The sequence below is a fragment of the Flavobacterium sp. WG21 genome, from assembly GCF_000335775.1.
In the GTDB taxonomy this organism is placed as follows: domain Bacteria; phylum Bacteroidota; class Bacteroidia; order Flavobacteriales; family Flavobacteriaceae; genus Flavobacterium; species Flavobacterium tructae.
In genome coordinates, this window is sequence record NZ_AMYW01000003.1 from 1 (window position 1) to 19,332 (window position 19,332).

The 19,332-nt window shown below is 35.8% G+C and carries 20 protein-coding genes; 11 read left to right on the forward strand and 9 right to left on the reverse strand.

Features of this window, described 5'->3' with window-relative positions:
- Window positions 1–271 precede the first annotated feature (271 nt).
- The 9 genes from C245_RS0102995 (at window position 272) to C245_RS0103035 (ending at window position 8,289) form a co-directional block, all read left to right on the forward strand.
- Entirely contained in the window at window positions 272–850 is a 579-nt protein-coding gene (locus C245_RS0102995; RefSeq protein ID WP_017495096.1) for a nucleotide exchange factor GrpE, read from the forward strand.
- A gap of 109 nt (window positions 851–959) precedes the next feature.
- A complete protein-coding gene (gene dnaJ, locus C245_RS0103000; RefSeq protein WP_017495097.1) occupies window positions 960–2,072 on the forward strand; it encodes a molecular chaperone DnaJ in 1,113 nt (370 codons plus the stop codon).
- Window positions 2,073–2,241: 169 nt separating this feature from the next.
- Window positions 2,242–3,162 carry an ABC transporter ATP-binding protein gene (locus C245_RS0103005; RefSeq protein WP_017495098.1) on the forward strand — a complete coding sequence of 307 codons (921 nt, stop codon included), beginning with the start codon at window positions 2,242–2,244 and terminating at the stop codon, window positions 3,160–3,162.
- 100 nt (window positions 3,163–3,262) lie between these two features.
- Window positions 3,263–4,579, forward strand: coding sequence for an ABC transporter permease (locus C245_RS0103010; protein ID WP_026109827.1), 1,317 nt, complete (start codon window positions 3,263–3,265; stop codon window positions 4,577–4,579).
- Window positions 4,580–4,685: 106 nt separating this feature from the next.
- A complete protein-coding gene (locus tag C245_RS0103015) occupies window positions 4,686–5,849 on the forward strand; it encodes a sigma-54 dependent transcriptional regulator (RefSeq protein WP_017495101.1) in 1,164 nt (387 codons plus the stop codon).
- Between the two features lie 103 nt (window positions 5,850–5,952).
- Window positions 5,953–6,618 (forward strand): DEAD/DEAH box helicase, encoded by a 666-nt coding sequence (locus C245_RS0103020; RefSeq protein ID WP_017495102.1) that lies wholly within the window; start codon window positions 5,953–5,955, stop codon window positions 6,616–6,618.
- 23 nt (window positions 6,619–6,641) lie between these two features.
- The gene (locus C245_RS0103025; protein WP_017495103.1) at window positions 6,642–6,863 is read left to right on the forward strand and encodes a putative signal transducing protein; all 222 of its coding nucleotides are present in this window, start codon (window positions 6,642–6,644) and stop codon (window positions 6,861–6,863) included.
- Between the two features lie 89 nt (window positions 6,864–6,952).
- Entirely contained in the window at window positions 6,953–7,756 is an 804-nt protein-coding gene (locus C245_RS0103030) for a Cof-type HAD-IIB family hydrolase (RefSeq protein WP_017495104.1), read from the forward strand.
- Window positions 7,757–7,761: 5 nt separating this feature from the next.
- A complete protein-coding gene (locus C245_RS0103035) occupies window positions 7,762–8,289 on the forward strand; it encodes a GNAT family N-acetyltransferase (RefSeq protein WP_017495105.1) in 528 nt (175 codons plus the stop codon).
- Window positions 8,290–8,402: 113 nt separating this feature from the next.
- Here the strand turns inward: C245_RS0103035 and C245_RS0103040 are convergent, their stop codons facing one another.
- A complete protein-coding gene (locus tag C245_RS0103040; protein WP_026109828.1) occupies window positions 8,403–8,918 on the reverse strand; it encodes a hypothetical protein in 516 nt (171 codons plus the stop codon).
- A gap of 502 nt (window positions 8,919–9,420) precedes the next feature.
- On the opposite strand from C245_RS0103040, the gene mtaB reads away from it, so the two are divergent.
- Entirely contained in the window at window positions 9,421–10,755 is a 1,335-nt protein-coding gene (mtaB, locus tag C245_RS0103050; RefSeq protein WP_017495107.1) for a tRNA (N(6)-L-threonylcarbamoyladenosine(37)-C(2))-methylthiotransferase MtaB, read from the forward strand.
- 181 nt (window positions 10,756–10,936) lie between these two features.
- Here mtaB and C245_RS0103055 read toward each other — a convergent pair whose 3' ends face one another.
- The 8 genes from C245_RS0103055 to C245_RS0103090 all read right to left on the reverse strand — a co-directional run bounded on the left by C245_RS0103055 (window position 10,937) and on the right by C245_RS0103090 (window position 18,277).
- Complete coding sequence (locus tag C245_RS0103055; RefSeq protein WP_017495108.1) at window positions 10,937–11,446, reverse strand: hypothetical protein; 510 nt, start codon at window positions 11,444–11,446, stop codon at window positions 10,937–10,939.
- Between the two features lie 92 nt (window positions 11,447–11,538).
- A complete protein-coding gene (locus C245_RS0103060) occupies window positions 11,539–12,255 on the reverse strand; it encodes a 3-ketoacyl-ACP reductase (RefSeq protein WP_026109829.1) in 717 nt (238 codons plus the stop codon).
- 111 nt (window positions 12,256–12,366) lie between these two features.
- Window positions 12,367–12,954: a phospholipid scramblase-related protein gene (locus C245_RS0103065; RefSeq protein ID WP_017495110.1), complete on the reverse strand. Its 588-nt coding sequence runs from the start codon at window positions 12,952–12,954 to the stop codon at window positions 12,367–12,369.
- A 130-nt stretch (window positions 12,955–13,084) separates the two neighbouring features.
- A complete protein-coding gene (locus C245_RS0103070) occupies window positions 13,085–13,408 on the reverse strand; it encodes a TonB-dependent receptor plug domain-containing protein (protein WP_081603502.1) in 324 nt (107 codons plus the stop codon).
- Window positions 13,409–13,413: 5 nt separating this feature from the next.
- Window positions 13,414–15,579 (reverse strand): VWA domain-containing protein, encoded by a 2,166-nt coding sequence (locus C245_RS0103075; protein WP_026109830.1) that lies wholly within the window; start codon window positions 15,577–15,579, stop codon window positions 13,414–13,416.
- A 92-nt stretch (window positions 15,580–15,671) separates the two neighbouring features.
- Entirely contained in the window at window positions 15,672–16,637 is a 966-nt protein-coding gene (locus tag C245_RS0103080; RefSeq protein ID WP_017495113.1) for a hypothetical protein, read from the reverse strand.
- 2 nt (window positions 16,638–16,639) lie between these two features.
- A complete protein-coding gene (locus C245_RS0103085; protein ID WP_035746122.1) occupies window positions 16,640–17,140 on the reverse strand; it encodes an RNA polymerase sigma factor in 501 nt (166 codons plus the stop codon).
- Between the two features lie 300 nt (window positions 17,141–17,440).
- Window positions 17,441–18,277 (reverse strand): hypothetical protein, encoded by an 837-nt coding sequence (locus C245_RS0103090; protein WP_017495116.1) that lies wholly within the window; start codon window positions 18,275–18,277, stop codon window positions 17,441–17,443.
- 108 nt (window positions 18,278–18,385) lie between these two features.
- Between C245_RS0103090 and C245_RS0103100 the strand changes: the two genes are divergently transcribed.
- Window positions 18,386–19,267 (forward strand): phosphate--nucleotide phosphotransferase, encoded by an 882-nt coding sequence (locus tag C245_RS0103100; protein ID WP_026109832.1) that lies wholly within the window; start codon window positions 18,386–18,388, stop codon window positions 19,265–19,267.
- Window positions 19,268–19,332: the final 65 nt, after the last annotated feature.

Consider the following 19,332-nt stretch of genomic DNA (forward strand, 5'->3'; position numbering starts at 1 on the left):
TAAGGACGAAGCTTTTTTTAATATAAGGTAAACTTGAATTAATAATTATTTACAAAGCCGAGGCTAACCCTTAAATTCAATTTTGATAGGTAATAATTTAGTTTTCAATTGGATTTCAAATATACTATAATCTATATCGTGATAGTCTTAAAATTATACTAAATTTTAAAAGGTTGTTTTGCTTTTTAAATGACTCAGTTTTAATAAAGTGACAATTTGACATTTTGAAAGATTTGGCAGTACTTTTGCAATCCAAAAGAAAGAATAAAAAATGAAGTTTAAGAATATTTTTAAAAATAAAAGTAATATGACTACGGAAAATACAGAATTCGATCAGGAATTAGATGATGTAACGTTAGAGAACAACGCCAACGGTGAGCAGTTAATTGTTGAAGAATTAAGTGTTGAAGAGCAATTGGCTCAAGACTTGGCAAAAGAAAAAGATAAGTTTTTGAGACTATTTGCTGAATTCGAAAATTACAAAAAAAGAACTTCAAAAGAGCGTATCGATTTGTTTAAAACTGCAAATCAAGATGTTTTATTGGCCATGTTGCCAGTTTTAGATGATTTTGACAGAGCTATAGTAGAGATCAATAAATCGGAAGATGAAACTTTGACAAAAGGAGTTGAATTGATTCATGAAAAATTAAAAAATACTTTAGTTTCTAAAGGTTTAGAGCAAGTTGAATTAAAAGCAGGTGATGCTTTTGATGCTGATTTTGCTGAGGCAATTACCCAAATTCCGGCTCCGTCTGAGAAATTAAAAGGGAAAATTGTTGATGTTATCGAAAAAGGGTACAAATTAGGAGACAAAATTATTCGTTTCCCTAAAGTTGTTATCGGGAACTAAGAAAAGCAAATGACATATTCTGAAAGTCAATTTTTAAAAGTATTGGAATTCGGAATTTTAAGTTTGGACACAAGCGCTAGCGAACTGGCGAAGCAATTTAACCTAAATTATGAAAAAAGATTTTTACGAAATACTAGGCATTTCAAAAAATGCTGACGCTGCCGAAATTAAAAAAGCTTATAGAAAAAGTGCATTAAAATATCATCCGGATAAAAATCCGGGCGACAAAGAGGCAGAAGAAAACTTTAAATTAGCGGCAGAAGCTTATGAAGTACTAAGCGATCCGAACAAAAAAGCGAAATACGATCAGTACGGACATCAGGCTTTTGATGGTTCTGGCGGATTTGGCGGTGGTCACGGTGGTATGAATATGGATGACATTTTCAGCCAGTTTGGTGATATTTTTGGTGGTGGATTTGGTGGTTTCGGCGGAGGCGGAGGCGGTGGCCCTCGTCGTGCTAAAGGAAGCAATCTTCGAATTAAAGTTAAACTGACTTTAGAAGAGATTGCAAATGGTGTTGAGAAAAAAGTAAAAGTAAAACGTAAAGTTCAGGCTAAAGGAGTTACCTATAAAACATGTTCGACTTGTAACGGACAGGGACAGGTAATGCGTGTAACCAACACTATTTTAGGAAGAATGCAATCTGCGTCAACTTGTCCTACTTGTGGCGGATCTGGTCAGATTTTAGATAAACGACCATCTGAAGCGGATGCTCAGGGAATGGTTTTGGAAGACGAAACTGTTTCAATCAAAATTCCTGCGGGAGTAGTAGATGGCATGCAGTTAAAAGTTTCTAATAAAGGAAATGACGCTCCGGGAAACAGTATTCCTGGTGATTTAATTGTTGCTATTGAAGAATTGGAACATGAGTTTCTGAAACGTGAAGGCGAAAACATTCATTACGATTTATACATCAGTTTCCCGGAAGCCGTTTTAGGAGTTTCTAAAGACATCGAAGCGATTAATGGAAAAGTTCGTATCAAATTAGAAGAAGGAATTCAATCCGGAAAAATCTTAAGATTAAAAGGAAAAGGTATTCCAAGTATCAATGGTTACGGAAGTGGAGACTTGTTAGTTCACGTAAATGTATGGACGCCAAAAACGTTAAATAAAGAGCAAAAGCAATTTTTTGAAAATGCACTTAACGACGATCACTTTATTCCGAGTCCTGAAAAATCAGAAAAATCATTTTTTGAAAAGGTAAAAGATATGTTTTCATAAATCGGACTTTTTCTAAAAGGAATTAACAATAAATTTAAGAAACCCATTCTATAGCAAACCGTAGAATGGGTTTTTTGTGTGAATAGTACAAGATTTCGATACTATTTATTTACTTTTACATCCATAATGCCACAATGGTCAAACTGACGCAGAAAATCTTAATTATAGCATGAGCAACTTACTCGAAGTACATAAAGTCGTAAAACAATACGGTGATTATGTAGCGCTTAACGAAGTTTCATTAAATGTACCAAAAGGTAGTATTTATGGACTACTTGGTCCCAATGGAGCCGGAAAAACTTCCCTGATCCGAATTATAAATCAAATTACTTTACCTGACGGTGGTGAAGTGATTTTGGATGGAGAAAAATTGCAGCCCAAACACATACAACATATTGGTTATCTTCCTGAAGAAAGAGGATTGTATACTTCGATGAAAGTTGGAGAACAATGTTTGTATCTGGCGCAAATGAAAGGACTTTCTAAAGCCGAGGCAAAGATACAATTAGAATATTGGTTTGATCGTCTTGGAATTCAAGGTTGGTGGAACAAGAAAATTCAGGAGCTTTCTAAAGGAATGGCGCAAAAAATTCAGTTTGTGGTTTGTGTGCTGCACAAGCCTAAATTGCTGATTTTTGACGAGCCTTTTTCGGGATTTGATCCTGTGAATGCAAACGTAATTAAAGATGAAATTCTGGCACTTAAAGAACAGGGAGCTACCATTATTTTTTCGACACACCGTATGGAAAGTGTAGAAGAACTATGTGATCATATTGCCTTAATTCATAAATCAAATAAACTGATTGAAGGAAAAGTAAGTGATGTTAAGCGTCAATTCCGAACCAATAGTTTTGAAGTGGGTATTCTAACGGATAATGTAGAAGGCCTGATGTATGACATTACACAAAAATTCACCGTGTCGCCGGCAAGTTTTAAATCCTTAAATGACGATCTGAAACTGGATATTCAAATTGGAGACGCAGCGCCAAATGAGCTATTGCATTTACTAACGCAGCGTGGACAGGTAACCCATTTTGTAGAAAAAATACCAAGCATAAACGATATTTTTATTCAAACAGTAACGGGATAGATCGTTGGTTTTTTAGATTTCAGGATTCTTAGAATGAATCAGGAGATCTAAAAAAAAAGCTAATAATCTACGAAGTCTAAAAATCTTATAATCTAAATAAATGAGTATAATTTCATTAATTATAAAAAGAGAATTTATTGCAAAAGTGCGCAATAAGTCTTTTGTTGTCATGACCTTTTTGAGTCCGTTATTGTTTGTGGCAATCGCAGGATTCATTGGGTATCTCAGTTCAATGAAAGCAGAGACGAAAAGAATCGCTATTCATGACGAAACAGGTTTGTTTGCACAGGATTTTCTAAAACAGAATAAGGAAGAGGCCGAGTTTAAATACCTCAATTTGTCTGAAATTGATACAAAAGCTCTAAAAGACAGTATTACTAACGAAAGCTTTGACGGTTTAATTGTTATTCCAAAAACCGGTAATTTATCAGATTTAGAAAGTAAAATTGAGTTTATTTCGAATAACAGTCCCAGTATTTCTTTTATCGAAAAAACACAGAATGTAATTGCATCAAAAATTACCAAAATAAATCTTGAAACGGCAAAACTGGACACTTTGGCCATTCAAAAAGCGCAGTCAGATGTAAATATTCATTTGGTAAAAGCATCCGGAGAAGAGAGTTTAAAAGGATTGAATGAGATAAAAATCGGAATAGGAGGTGCTTTTGGGTATCTGATTATGATGTTTATTATCATTTATGGTAATATGGTCATGCGAAGTGTGATTGAAGAAAAAACCAACCGAATCATCGAAATTATTATTTCGTCGGTAAAACCATTTCAACTAATGATTGGTAAAATTGTGGGAACTTCACTTGCAGGATTGCTTCAATTTATGATTTGGGCAATCATAGGTTTGGGATTAATGTTTGCCGCATCGGCTTTTTTTGGAGTAAATGTTGGTCCGACAGCCAGAATCTCACCGGAATTAATGCAGTCTGCCCAGCATGAAATGTCGGGAACAGCTCAAATGTATATTCGCGAATTATGGAATTTACCAATTGCCAGTATTATCATTGGCTTTGTGATTTATTTCATTGGAGGATATTTTTTATACAGTTCGTTTTACGCAGCTATCGGTGCTGCAGTGGACAATCAAACGGACTCGCAGCAATTTCTTTTGCCGATCATTATGCCGTTGATTTTGAGTGTCTATGTTGGTTTTTTTACGGTTGTAAATGATCCTCACGGAACCATTGCTGTGGTATTCTCGATGATTCCGTTAACCTCGCCAATTGTCATGTTAATGCGACTTCCGTTTGGAGTGCCGTGGTGGCAAATTGCGATTTCGGTATCATTATTGTTTGCTACCTTTTTCCTTGTAGTATGGTTCGCCGCCAAAATTTACCGAATAGGGATTTTAATGTATGGCAAAAAACCAACCTGGAAAGAATTGTATAAATGGCTTAAATATTAATTTTTAAAGTAGCTAAGATGCTAAGATTCTGAGATGCTAAGTTTTTTAGCTTCTTGTAGAAAAACCTTAGAACCTTAGTAACTCAGAACCTTAGAACCTCAAAAGAATGAGTAAAATACTAATTATAGAAGACGAAGCGTCCATCAGAAGAGTTTTGGTAAAAATTTTATCAGAAGAAAATGATACGTATCAGGTAGATGAAGCTGAAGATGGTGCAGCAGGTCTTGAGAAAATAAAAAACAACGATTACGATTTGGTATTGTGTGATATCAAAATGCCAAAATTAGACGGGGTTGAAGTTTTGGAGGAAGTAAAAAAGATTAAGCCGGAAATTCCGATGGTTATGATCTCTGGTCATGGCGATATGGAAACCGCGATTCACACGATGCGTTTAGGAGCTTTTGATTATATTTCGAAACCACCAGATTTGAATCGATTGCTGAACACTGTTCGTAATGCTTTAGATAAAAAACAACTCGTAGTAGAGAATAAGATTCTGAAGAAAAAGGTTAGTAAAAACTATGAGATGGTAGGGGAAAGCGAAGCGATCAGTCATATTAAAGTAATGATTGATAAAGTAGCCCAAACCGAAGCCAGAGTTTTGATTACAGGTCCAAATGGAACCGGAAAAGAGCTGGTAGCACATCAGTTACATGAAAAAAGTGAGCGCTCAAATTTTCCTTTGATAGAAGTAAACTGTGCGGCTATTCCAAGCGAATTGATCGAAAGCGAATTGTTTGGGCACGTAAAAGGAGCCTTTACATCGGCGGTGAAAGATCGTGCCGGAAAGTTTGAAGCAGCCGATAAGGGAACTATTTTTCTGGATGAAATTGGAGACATGAGTCTTTCGGCACAAGCCAAAGTGTTACGTGCGCTGCAAGAAAGTATGATCACAAGAGTAGGGGCTGAAAAAGACATTAAAGTCGATGTGCGTGTGGTAGCAGCGACCAATAAAGACTTGAAAACTGAAATTGCGGAAGGCCGCTTCCGTGAAGATTTGTATCATCGTCTGGCAGTAATTTTAATTAAAGTACCGCCATTGAACGAGAGACGTGATGATATTCCGGCATTGATTACTCATTTTACCGAGAAAATTGCATCAGAACAAGGTAATTCGGTAAAAGTATTTTCGCCAAAAGCCATAAAACTATTGCAGGAATACGATTGGACAGGAAATATCCGTGAACTTCGAAATGTAGTGGAAAGATTAATCATTTTAGGAGGAAATGAAATCTCGGAAACCGATGTAAAAATGTTTGCAAGCAAGTAGATGCTTCGCGCAATACGCTTTAAGCTTTAGGCTTTAAGCTTTTATAAAAACGAAATAAATTTTTGCTTACAGCGTATAGCTTAAAGCTTAAAGCATAAAAAAAATGAAACTGAAAAAAATAAACGAGAAGTTACAAGAGGCTTTAATTGAGAATGGTTTAACAGAAGCAAATGCATTGCAACAGGAAACTTTTTCGACCATTAAAAGTGGGGCTGATTGTATCATTCTTTCTCCGGAAAAGAGCGGAAAATCGACAACAATTGTATTAAATGTCATTCAGCAATTGGCAGGGAAAACGGAAGAATCGCCACGTGCTTTGATTATTGTTGAAGACAAAGTCAAAGTGTTGGAAATGGAAGCGCTTTTTGAAAAATACGGAAAGTATACTAATCTTGAAGTTTATGGTGTACACGACAAAGGCGATATGGATTATGATAAAAATTATGTTTCTACGGGAATTGACGTTTTAATCGGGACACCAAATAAATTGAGTGATATGTTTACAACAGCGGGCTACAATGTAAACCGACTGAAAATGTTTATTCTGGATGATGCCGATCCAATCCTGAAATTGCGTCATGAAACTAAAATCATGCGTATTTCAAATAGTATTACTAAAGTACAGCGAATTATTTTTGCTGAAGAACTGACAGAGCGTATCGAAATCCTGGCCGACAAAATGTTAGTAGAACCTTATCTTTTTGATATGGAGGATGAAGGAGAAGAGGAGCTTGATGAAGACGAGGATGATATTGAAGAGGAAGAATAATTAAACGATAAAAAATAAATGTCATGGGATTAATGAAAGTGTTTTCAGGGAGTGAAGTGTTAGCAATTGCTTTGAAAGAAAGATTAGAAGAAGCCGGAGTAGAAACGGTAAAAAAGGATAACATCCAGTCGGCTCGTATGGGAGGATATGGCGGATCTGATTTAGCAGTAGAAGTATTTATTCAGGAAACTGATTTTGCAAAAGCAAATCCTGTTATTGAAGAATTTAGAATGAATATCCAATAGTCGCATTTTTTTTGTAAGATGTAAAATGGGAGATGTGAAAAGTTTTAGGGTACAGAGACTGAACACTGAGGCTGCAAACTAAAAAAAATATGCAATATAAAATGTTAGTGCTCGACATGGATGATACCTTGTTGACAGACGATCATAAAATTTCGGACCTTAATAAAAAAGTACTGCTGGAGGCACAGGCAAAAGGCGTTTACGTCGTTTTGGCTTCGGGCAGACCAACATCGGCGATGACTGCTTATGCTAAGGAGTTAGAACTGGATTTGAATGAGTCGTATATAATTTCGTTTAACGGAGCGATCATTAGTACAGTTAAAGATGATGTTATCTTGTTCGAACAAAAATTAACCGTTGAACAAATTCATGAGCTGTATGATTACAGTGTAAAAAAGAAAACCCATATCATAACGTATCTGGATGGTGAAATTATAAGCGAAACCGATTCGGAATATATTGATGTTGAAAAAGAAATTACCGGATTGCCACATAATAAAGTAGCTGGTTTTAAAGAAGCGGTTACGGAACCTGCGGTAAAATGTATTTTGCTGGCGGAACCTTCTTATCTAAAAGAAGTAGAAGCGGACTTAAAAGCAGCAATGCCTCATTTGAGTGTAGCGATGTCAAAACCTTTCTTCCTGGAAGCAGCACAGAACGGAATCGATAAAGCGGCCAGTTTAAAACTTCTGGCAGAAAAACTAAACATTCATCAAAGCGAAATTATTGCCGTAGGAAATGCCGGAAATGATCTGACCATGATCGAATATGCAGGTTTAGGGATCTGGGTCGATAACGTAACTCCGGAATTAAGAGATAGAGCAGATTTAATCGTTGCTTCAAATAATGATGATGGAGTTGCTGAGGTGGTGCAGCGCTATATTTTAAATTAATTTGTATGAAAGAACCAATTGAAACAGAACGACTAATTTTAAGAGAATTACTTCTTTCGGATGCCGACGGAATGTTTGAATTGGATTCAAATCCGAATGTGCATCTTTTCGTTGGAAAAAAGCCTGTAAAAACTATTGAGGAAAGTATTGCTCAAATCGAAAATATTCAACAGCAATACAAGGATTTTGGAACAGGCCGCTGGGCCGCTGTACTAAAAGAAACGAATGAGTTTTTGGGTTGGTCGGGCATAAAGTTTATCACCTATGAAATTAACAACCACAAAGATTTTTATGAAATAGGCTATCGTTTCATCGAAAAACACTGGGGGAAAGGCTATGCGACTGAAGCCGGAAAAGCATTTGTTGATTATGCATTTAACAAAATGAAAGTCAAAGCGCTTTACGCTTATGCCGATGAAGGAAATGAGGTCTCAAGAAAAGCGTTGGAAAAATTAGGTTTTCGCTACGTGAATTCTTTTGAATATGAAGGAGAGCTGGAAGTTTGGTATGAATTGAAGCATCCAGACCTGTAAAGAGATAAAATGAAATGTGTTCCAAATCTTTGTAAACTCAAATTGCTTAAGATTTGCAAAGATTTGGAAAACAGTTCTTAGTTTTTTAATACTTTAGAAAGAGGTATTAAATATTATTTTTTAGCTACTGAAACAAAATATTTGTTTCCGTCACCCATTGTCAATTTTACACGTTCGTCGCAAAGATCGATAGCGAAGTTCGCACTTTCATAGCAAGTACAAGTTGTGTTTTTGTCTTTAGACATTTCAGTTTTACAATTGTTGTTTTTAAAAGTTGACAATTGTGGGGTGTACAAGCTTACTAAATCAGTAGAAGCAGTTACTAACGAAATGATACTTGCCGAATTGTTGTTTGTAATTCTGTAAACGATTCTGTCAGTGTAATTTACTTCATTTACGGTTACTTTACGAATATAAGTGTAAGCTGTTGAGCCTTCACCCGGTTCTTTTACTTCAAATTTAAATCCAACCGCACGAATTGCAATATCAAATTGAGATTGAGAGTTTAAGCTCGCCCAGTTTGTCAATGTGCTGATAGATGGAAATGGATTAGCAGCCGGTGCAGTTTGTGCCTGAGCGCTAAAAAGGGTTAAGAACATCAAGCAGATTGTGGGTAAAAATGCTTTCATATGGAGTTTTAATTTTTAATTTTTGCCTACTCTTTATGGTTTTCGGCCTGCCCATTTTTATTATAACAAAACAACAACATAACGATGGAAAATCAAAATTGTTATGCGCTATTTATGATTTTGATGCTATAGTTTTTGGTTCCTATTTTTTGACGAAGTGAAATTACTTCTAAAAATATTTCCAGCAAAGTTAAATGTAAGAAAATTTTAATTTAATAGCTTAAAAAACGCACTTAATCGATGTTATTTGCGTTTAATCGATCAATTTGTCGTTTTATTCTTATCGAATTAGGTTGCGTTTTTTTTCAGTTTAATTTTTTTTTCCTGACGATTTGGTATGATTTACAGTTTTTTGAAACGAATTAAAATAGTAGGTTCTTGCAAAATATTGATATATAGTATATTATTGATTTTATTTTAAAGAATATTGTATGTAAATTTGCAAACTCTTCAAAAGAGATGTAAATATAATATCTTACTACTTAAAACGTAGTTTATTCCTATGGAAAATAGAAAAAAAGTTGCCTTTTATACGCTTGGTTGCAAACTGAATTTTTCAGAGACTTCAACTATTGCCCGAAATTTTAACGATGAAGGTTTTGATCGTGTTGATTTTGAGGAAATAGCCGATATCTATGTCATCAATACCTGTTCGGTTACAGAGAATGCTGATAAGCAGTTTAAGCAGGTGGTGAAAAAAGCAATGAAACTGAATGAGAAAGCTTTCGTAGCGGCAGTAGGCTGTTATGCCCAGTTGAAACCGGAGGAATTAGCAGCTGTTGATGGAGTTGATTTGGTTTTGGGAGCTACAGAAAAATTTAAAATTACGGATTATATTCATGACCTGAGTAAGAATGACATGGGTGAAGTACACTCTTGTGAAATAGCCGAGGCTGATTTTTATGTTGGAAGTTATTCTATTGGAGACCGTACCCGTGCTTTTTTGAAAGTTCAGGATGGCTGTGATTATAAATGTACCTATTGTACGATTCCGTTAGCAAGAGGAATTTCGAGAAGTGATGCTCTGGAAAATGTATTGAAAAATGCCAAAGAAATCTCTGCTCAGAACATCAAAGAAATTGTTTTAACGGGAGTTAATATTGGAGATTACGGAAAAGGGGAGTTTGGGAATAAAAAACACGAGCATACTTTTCTGGACTTAGTTCAGGCTCTGGATGAGGTTGACGGGATCGAGCGTTTGCGAATATCCTCTATCGAACCTAATTTACTGAAGAATGAAACCATTGAATTTGTCTCTAAAAGCCGAACTTTTGTACCGCATTTTCATATTCCGTTACAATCCGGAAGCAATGATATTTTGAAATTGATGAAGCGCCGTTATTTGCGTGAAGTGTATACTGAACGTGTTCATAAAATTCGTGAAGTAATGCCACATGCCTGTATTGGTGTAGACGTGATTGTTGGTTTCCCGGGTGAAACAGACGAGCATTTTTTAGAAACCTATCATTTCCTTAACGAAATGGATATCTCTTATCTGCATGTGTTTACGTACTCCGAAAGAGACAATACAGAAGCTGCAAATATGCCAGGAATTGTTCCGGCAAATGTAAGGGCGAAACGCAGTAAAATGCTACGTGGATTATCCGTTAAAAAACGCCGTGCTTTTTATGAAAGTCAGTTAGGATCTAACAGAACTGTTTTGTTCGAAGGAGAAAATAAAGAAGGATATATTCATGGTTTTACAGAGAATTACGTAAAAGTAAAAACACCGTGGAATCCAGAATTGGTAAATACTCTGCAGGAAATAAACCTGACTAAGATTGACGAAGACGGAAGTGTTCGTCTGGAGTTTTTAAATAAACTGGCAGAGGCTTAAGTAAAAAGAAATAAATTATACATTTAGTTTGTCATTTCGACGTGAGGAGAAATCACAGGAGAAACTCGACAAAGATTGGCGAATTTAGGAACGGAATTACTGGTGTGATTTCTCCTCACGTCGAAATGACAATAAACAGAAAAGCCCTTTGTAAAAAAGGGCTTTTCTGTTTTTAAAATAATTACTTCTGATTTTCCGGAACAACCAGTTTCAACGAATTGATATAATCGGTATCAAATTCAATTACCCTTATCTTTTGTGGATTAAAGCTTAATTCACCACCAAACTGACCTTTTGTATCCAGGAAATCGATAGTAAGTTCTTCATCCGTTAATTCGATTAGTTTTCCCAAGTAAGCTGACTTCGCTGACTTTTTAGCAATCTGGAAAATACCGTATTTGTTTGTGATAAAATTGATGATCGAATTCAAATCTCGTATCGGAATGATATCTTCGGCATTTGTTCTCAGACCTTTTAGACGGATTACTTTTTCGGTAAACTCAAGATCCTGATCTCTGTGTATGGCTTCAATGTTTTTGTTTTTCAATAGTACAAAACCATCCAGTATAAAATCTACGGGATTGTTTCGTAATAAAATCCATTCATCCGAATAGTCAATAAGAAATCCGGTATAAAGTTCTTTCTTATCGGTAAATTCTATGGCAATTAATTGTCTTAAATAGTTTTCCATCGTTTAGTTTTTAGAAATTACAACATTTAAATTCCAAATTCCAGCTTGCAGCATTTGGAATTTGGAATTTTTCAAAAGATTGGAATTTATTTTTAAGGATTAGTAGACCAGATACTGCTGTTTTTAATGAAAACGCGACGACTCAGTTTCAGTTGTGCGACAATCAGTTCGGCAATATCTTCGGGCTGCATTACTTTTTCAGGGTTTCCGTCTGTCAGATTTAAATCTTTGGCCATATCGGTAGCTACTGTACTTGGTGTTAAAGCAGTAACACGAATATTGTGTTTTCTCATTTCCTGCATCAAAGAATCCGTTAGACCCAGAACAGCAAATTTTGAAGCACTGTAAGCGCTTGTAACGGCGTTTCCGTTTAAACCTGCTGTCGATGAAATATTAATGATGTCTCCCGTTTGTCTTTCGATCATATTTGGAATAACGGCACGGGTGGTATAGTAGGTTCCCATAAGGTTGACCTGAATGATTCTTTCCCAGGCGTTTGGTTCTAATTCCAGGAATTTTCCAAAAGCACCAATTCCGGCGTTGTTGATTAAAATATCGATACTTTTAAATTCGGCTAATGCTTTTTCTACGGCACTATTTATAGAATTAATATCAGAAACATCAGCAGCTAAAGCCAAAGATTTTACGCCTAAGTTATTAATTTCGATTGCCAGCTGGTCAACATCTGCTTGCGTTCTTGAAACTAAAATTACATTAACTCCCTCGTTGGCAAGTGCAAGTGCGATTGCTTTTCCTATTCCTTTTCCGGCTCCTGTAATTAGGGCATTTTTATTTTTTAAGTCTGTCATGATTGTCATATTAGAAATGCGAAAGCATCATTTGAGTACCACAAAAATAAGGCTTTTGCTTCCTAAAATGATGCTTTAGATGTTTTCTTAATCTAAGTTTAACAACTTTTTCTATTCTTTCAAAACCATATCGATACACATTACAGCTGCCAGAATTAACTGCCTTTGCGGACTGTCCTGTGCTACAGTTTCTTCAATTTGAAGAACATAATTATCGGCACTGGTGAAGAGTTCTTTCCCCATTCCTGCCCATTTTTTACTTACCTGAGCCAACTGCTTATTTTCGTGGGTAAATTTGAAATCCCATCCGGTCCATTTTCCCTGAAGTGTAGCAACCGGTTTTTCGTTTTTATCTAAAATTTCAAATCTGCCGCCAAAAGAAAAGAACTTTTGTTTAAAGGTACCGATCAGTCTCTCTTTTTCGTCAAAAACTTCAACATTCGATCTGAAAACTGCAATACCTCTTTTTACCGAAATTAGTTTTTCACCTGAAGCGGCTGCGATTTCAACATTAAAAGGTGTCATTCTTTTGTAATCGGTGAAACGTAACATTTTAGTGAAGAATCCCAGATTATTTTCTCTGCAGTTCAGGATGATCTGATTGCTTTCCGGATTATAAATGTCATAGTTGTTTGATGCCTTAAACATGCCAACATGCTCTTTTACAAGAAATAAATTCTGATTTAAAATAGGGTTCATTAATTGATTGTGTGAAAATGATTAAAAAATATGATTGATCTCCTTTCGAAAGGATTTCAAAAGGAGACCAAATGTAAAAATAATTTTGTTAATAAACCGCTGTTAAAAATGAAATCTGTGTTATCAAATTTCAGTTATTTTCCTTTGTTGTGATAATTATAGCACCATTTATTCCTTTATTTCCGTAGAGTGAAGCTGCTTCAGTTTCCTTTAAAACTTTCATCTCTTTGATAGTATTCGGGTTTACTTTAGGGAAATCTTTGAAATTGATTATAACTCCATCAAGAATTACCAAAGGTGGATTAATAATAGATTTTTTTGATGGGGCACATATTATGATCTGACTATCGGTATTTACAGGTTTTGTATGAGATACCTCTTTCTCCTGTGCATGTGTTACGAGACAGAGAAACATAGAAAAAGCCAATGAAGCAAGTTTTACATTTTTCATCATAAAATTTAATCGAATTTTGCAGCCTCAATTAAACGGATAAATTCAGCTTTGTATCCTTCCGGATCAGTAGAGAGTCCTTGTTTAGCTAATTTCAAAATGGCATCAGAAGATTTATCTGAAATTAATTTTGAATCTCTTAGCTTCAGACCGAACCAAGCCACTGAGGTACTGAATTTAAAATCATCAGAGGCTTTTTCCAATGCAACCGATTTGTTTTCGATTACCTGTACCAGTTCGATGCTTTTATCTCCGTCCGGTTTTTTATAACGGAATTTTATAGTTGCGAGTTCATTACTGTAATTTGTTCCGCCTTCTTCGACTTTGGTATATTTTAAAGCATCTGGCTGTTCTGCCAAATAATCGCTTTTTACTCCGGCAGGAATAATTTCATAAAGGGCCGTAACGGTATGGTTGCTTCCAAGTTCTCCCGCATCAATAGCATCATTTTTAAAATCCTCCGGACGCAGTTTTCTGTTTTCGTAACCGATTAAACGATAAGCCTGAACTTGTTTGGGATTAAATTCTATCTGAATTTTTACATCTTTAGCAATTGCAAACATGGAACCTTTAAATTCTTTTCCCAGAAAGCGATTGGCCTCCTGAATGTTGTCGATATAAGCATAATTTCCATTTCCTTTATCGGCTAAAGTTTCCATCTTACTGTCTTTGTAATTTCCCATTCCATAACCCAGACACGTAAGGAAAACGCCGGTTTTTCTTTTGTCTTCGATTAGTTTTTCCATGTCAGCGTTAGAAGTGTCTCCCACATTAAAATCACCATCAGTAGCCAGAATTACTCTGTTATTTCCATTTTTGATAAAGTTTTCTGCAGCAATTTTATACGCCAGTTCAATTCCTGCTCCTCCGGCAGTACTTCCTCCGGCATTTAATTTTTCAAGAGCATCAATAATGGTTTTCTTTTCGTCACCTGAAGTTGGAGGTAAAACCAGTCCTGCTGCACCGGCATAAACGACCATAGCAACTTTGTCTTTCGGGCGTAACTCATTTACCAGTATTTTTAATGATTGTTTTAGCAAAGGCAATTTATTCATGTCGCTCATCGATCCTGAAACATCAATTAAGAAAACTAAATTAGAAGCAGGTAAATTTTCGGTTGGAATGTTTTTCCCCTGTAAACCAATTTTAAGCACTTTGTTTTTGGCATTCCATGGTGAATCACTTACTTCTGTGTTAATAGAAAACGGATTTTGATCTTTTGGCTGTGGATAATTGTATTTAAAGAAGTTAACCATTTCTTCTACACGAACGGCATCTTTCGGAACCGCTTGTCCGTTATTGATAAAGCGTCTCACATTGGTATACGAAGCATTGTCAACATCGATAGAAAATGTAGAAAGAGGTGCTGTTTTTGGACTTTCAAAGGCATTTTCTACAAAAGTATTGTAATCTTCCTCATTAGGTTCTACCGGCTGCGGAACAGTTATTTTTTTCAGTTTGGCATTTAATTCTTTCTCCGTAAGATTTTTGTAAATGCCGTTTTTGGTAGTAACAAGAACAACTCCGTTTGTGGCTCTGCTTCCATAAAGTGAAGTTGCTTCTGCTTCTTTTATAACTTTTACTTCCTCCACATCATTCGGATTGATTTTTGAGAATTGATCAGATTTCACCGGAACACCATCGATTATATACAAAGGTTCATCTTTAGGAGAAAGAGATGCAGTTCCTCTTATAATGATGTTTTGATTGGGTGCAGGCTGAACATAATTACCAGTAATTGATAGTCCGGCAACTCTTCCCTGAAGTGTTGAGGTAATAGTCTTCGCAGCCATTTTCTTGTCACGACGGCTGTAATTTGAGCTTTCGTAGTCGGCATTTGAAACCCCATAGCCCACGACTACTACTTCATTAAGGGATTGCTGTTGGCCGGTTAGTTTAACATTAATCACATTTTTATTGCCTACGGTTTGTGTTTGAGAGTTGAATCCGATATAGCTAAAGATCAAAATATCACCTTTTTGTGCCTTGATGGAATAATTTCCGTCAAAATCGGTTTGAGTTGTGTTTTTGGTATTTTTAATCACGATAGTTACTCCCGGAAGCGGTATGCTGGCTTCGTCTGTAACGTTTCCTGTAATGATTTTCTCCTGTGCTGATGCTACGAAACATATAAGCATAGATAGGGCTAATGAAAGAAGTTTTACGTTTTTCATGATAGTAATTTTTAGATGAATAATCGGGTTGATCGTAGTCTAAGCCTTAGACTTAGGAATGATTTTTTGAAATTAAATTTGAGTTTTTACCGTTAGTTTTTTGCTGCGGGTTTTCCTTTTCGGGTAGTAATGATTACAACACCTTTTTTTCCTTTATCGCCATATTTAGAGGTGGCTTCGAGGTCCTGAAGAACGGTGATGGTCTTGATTTCCTGTTTGTTTAAAGGGGCATACGGACTGGTTGGATTATTGCCAAATAATTCGCTTTCGGAATAATAAATGCCGTCAATGATGTACAATGGCGCATCCAGTACCACAAGAGAATCTACATTTTCGGGCTGTAAATTTGGTAGCTCTGCCTGCATCATTTTATCTCTTTTTGCATCGTCATTGTGCGACATGGCATTTCCGTTTAAAACAATTAGCGGAGCACTTTTTTTAGCCATTTGTACAGGTTTTTCGGCATAAGCCATTTTGGCTGATTCTCTTCGCGCTGCTCCGGCATAACCATAGTTTTGAATGGCTTTATCTTTGGCAGCGTTGTTTTCTGTCTCTTCTTCTTTAAAATATTCAGATGATGCAGCTACCGGAGGAATTATTTGATCTGCAACGGGAGCAGGACTGGCTTGCGTAACAATAGCATTGTCGGCTGTATGCTGTATTTCCTGTATCGCTACTTTTTGCTGTTGTTTGATTTGCTGATCCAGAATTTTTACAGCTTCTGCTTTTGGTATTATTGGTGACTCTGAAGAAACAATTACTTCTTTTTTCTCTAAAATGGGCTGTGTTGCTTTTTCTTCTTCGTTCACAACAACTTTAGGAGTCAGAGCAGGAACTGTTTTGTCAGACTTTAGAAATTGTGCTCCCAAAGAAAGGAGTAATAAGAGCGAAGCTGCGACCGCAATTTTTTTCCATAACGAAATGGTTTTTTTGTCTTCCTTTTTGTCCAGTTTATCTTCAAGGCGTGACCATACTTTTTCCATTCCTGGAAAATCTTTAGATTCCGAGTTGTGTGCGGCCTCTTTAAATTTATCGAATATTTTATCTTGATTGTCCATGACTATTTTGCTTTTTGGTAATACAATTTATTTACTAATTCCTTTAATTTGGTTTTAGCGGCATTCAATTGTGATTTTGATGTACCCTCAGAAATGTTTAGCATAGCGGCTATTTCTTTATGTCCGAAACCTTCGATAACAAAAAGATTAAAAACCGTTTTACAGCCGTCCGGAATATGGTTTAGTAAATTCAGCAAATCTTCTTCTTCCAATGCGTTCACTTCTTCGGTAAAAGGCTGCGAAAGCAATTTGACATCATCAAGGTACATATTGAAATTGGTGTTTTTCTTGATGGTTGCCAAACAATGGTTGACGGTAATTTTTCGTGCCCATGCTTCAAAAGCTAAAAGCTCCTTAAGCTGATCCAGCTTTGTAAATATGGTATAGAAAGCGTCAGCCATAGCTTCTTCAATTTCTTCTTCCTTCTTAAGGTATCGTTTGCAAACGTGATACAGTTTTGGAGCCATATGCTCATAAACCTGACGCTGAGCATCACGGTTCATTTTTTTGCAGTTGGATATGAGAGTTTCGTTTATCACAATTGTTGTCTTTATACTAAAGAGGGCTTAGAAGATAAAAAGGTTGGGAGAGAAATAAAAAAAAGTTCAAAAAAGACATTTATTTTTTTAATAGATGGTTTTAAAGGTACGATTTTCTTAATAAAGAGCCACTGTAGTACTTTTTTAGGTACTACAGAATAAATGAGTTTCTAACTCAAAATAATAAAAAGTGAACGATCCTTTGTGTGTCTCTGCGAAATTTTTGAGAATCTCTGTGATACAATTAGGCCCAGAGATTCTTTGCTATTTAACAGGTAAACTCAATTTATAAATCTTTGTTTCTAAAACCTCTGTATCATTATCCTCGCAAAGTAGAAATTCGATTGTATTGTTTTCTTTTTTATAGAAAGTCAAACCTTCGAATTTATGGGTTGCTGTAATTTTTTGGGTGAAATCAATTTTCATAGTTTTAAGGTCTATTCTTCCTATGAAGCTTCCCAAAATTTCACCATCATCATAAGTTGATTTAGTGTTTTCTACTGTAGAAAGGAAATAGATTTTATCTTGTACCAAAACAGCATCGGTAAAACTGGATCGAATCCCTTTTATTTTTGGAAGCTTATAATTGGTTGCAACCAGAGCAAATTCTTCTCCCAGACTTTTGGCATGAATGGTAAAAATGGTGTTTTTGTTCGAGGTTCCGTTACCGCGATTGAACAGGTACCAATTCTCACCATCAAAAATAGAACCTTCCAGATTAAAGTCTTCCGGTTTTATTTCGCCAAAACTTTGCATTAGAGCATATAAATCAACCAGATTATTTTTCTGTAGAATGGCTTTCTTTTTAAGATCGAATGCAATCATCTTATTTCGGTTTTCGGTAGATCCGGAACCAAAAACATAAAGCGTGTCGTTATGGTTGGTTAAAGACTCAAAATCAGGTTTAAGATTTTTTGCGATATTTTTCGTCGGATTGTCAATTAAAGGGTGTTCGTTCAATTGCTGATTCTGCATGTTGTATTCGTATAGAAAACCGCTGTTATCTCCAACTAGATAAAGTGAATTGTCAGTAAAAAATAATCCGGATGCTGATCCGATTCCGATGATTTGAAATAATATTTCTAAGGTGAATTTTTCCATGAATGTTGTTTTGAAAATAAAATCGCTGTCCCTGAAAGTATTACAAGGTACAGCAGGGATATGCTTTGTAAAAATAGTATATTTACTATTACGAAAAAACTCATGAATATGAAATCAATAGATCCGAATGATTTTAAAATCACAGATAAAATAAAATTATCAAAGATTCCTACTTTGCTCGACCTTGATGCAGACAGTGAGGAAAAAGAAGCTAAACTCGATAAAGTTCAGGCTAAATTGAGTAAACAGCAAGATGCCATGTATGCTCATAACAGATATGGCGTTTTGATTTGTTTGCAGGGAATGGATACTTCCGGAAAAGACAGTCTGATTCGGGAAGTTTTTAAAGAGTTTAATCCGCGTGGAGTAGTGGTGCATAGTTTTAAAACGCCTACTTCGGCAGAGTTGGAACACGATTATTTGTGGAGACACTATATGGTTTTACCTGAAAAAGGGAAATATGCGATTTTTAATCGTACCCATTATGAAAATATTTTGGTTACCCGCGTGCACCCTGAGTATATATTGAATGAAAATTTACCCGGAATTGAAAAGGTAGAAGATATTCCGAAAGATTTTTGGAAAGACAGAATAGAGCAAATCAATAATTTTGAAAAGCATATTACGCAAAATGGAACAATTGTACTGAAGTTTTTCCTGCATTTGAGCAAAGAGGAACAGCGTAAACGTTTGCTAAGACGATTGGAAGAAGAAAAACACAACTGGAAATTCTCGGTCGCGGATTTGAAAGAACGTGCACATTGGGAGGAGTATCAGCAATATTATGAAGAGGCTATAAACAAAACCTCGACAAAAAATGCTCCGTGGTATGTAATTCCTGCCGATGATAAAGAAATGGCCCGTTACATTGTGGCTAAAACCATTTGGGAAGAAATGCAGAAGCATACCGACATTAAAGAGCCTGAGTTACCGGAGAGTATAAAGGCTAATATTAAAATATATAAAGAGCAATTAGAAAACGAGTCTTAAAATAAGGCTCTTTTTTTTGCGCTAATGTTACTGCAAGTTTATGAGTGTTTTGTAGTACTAATTTA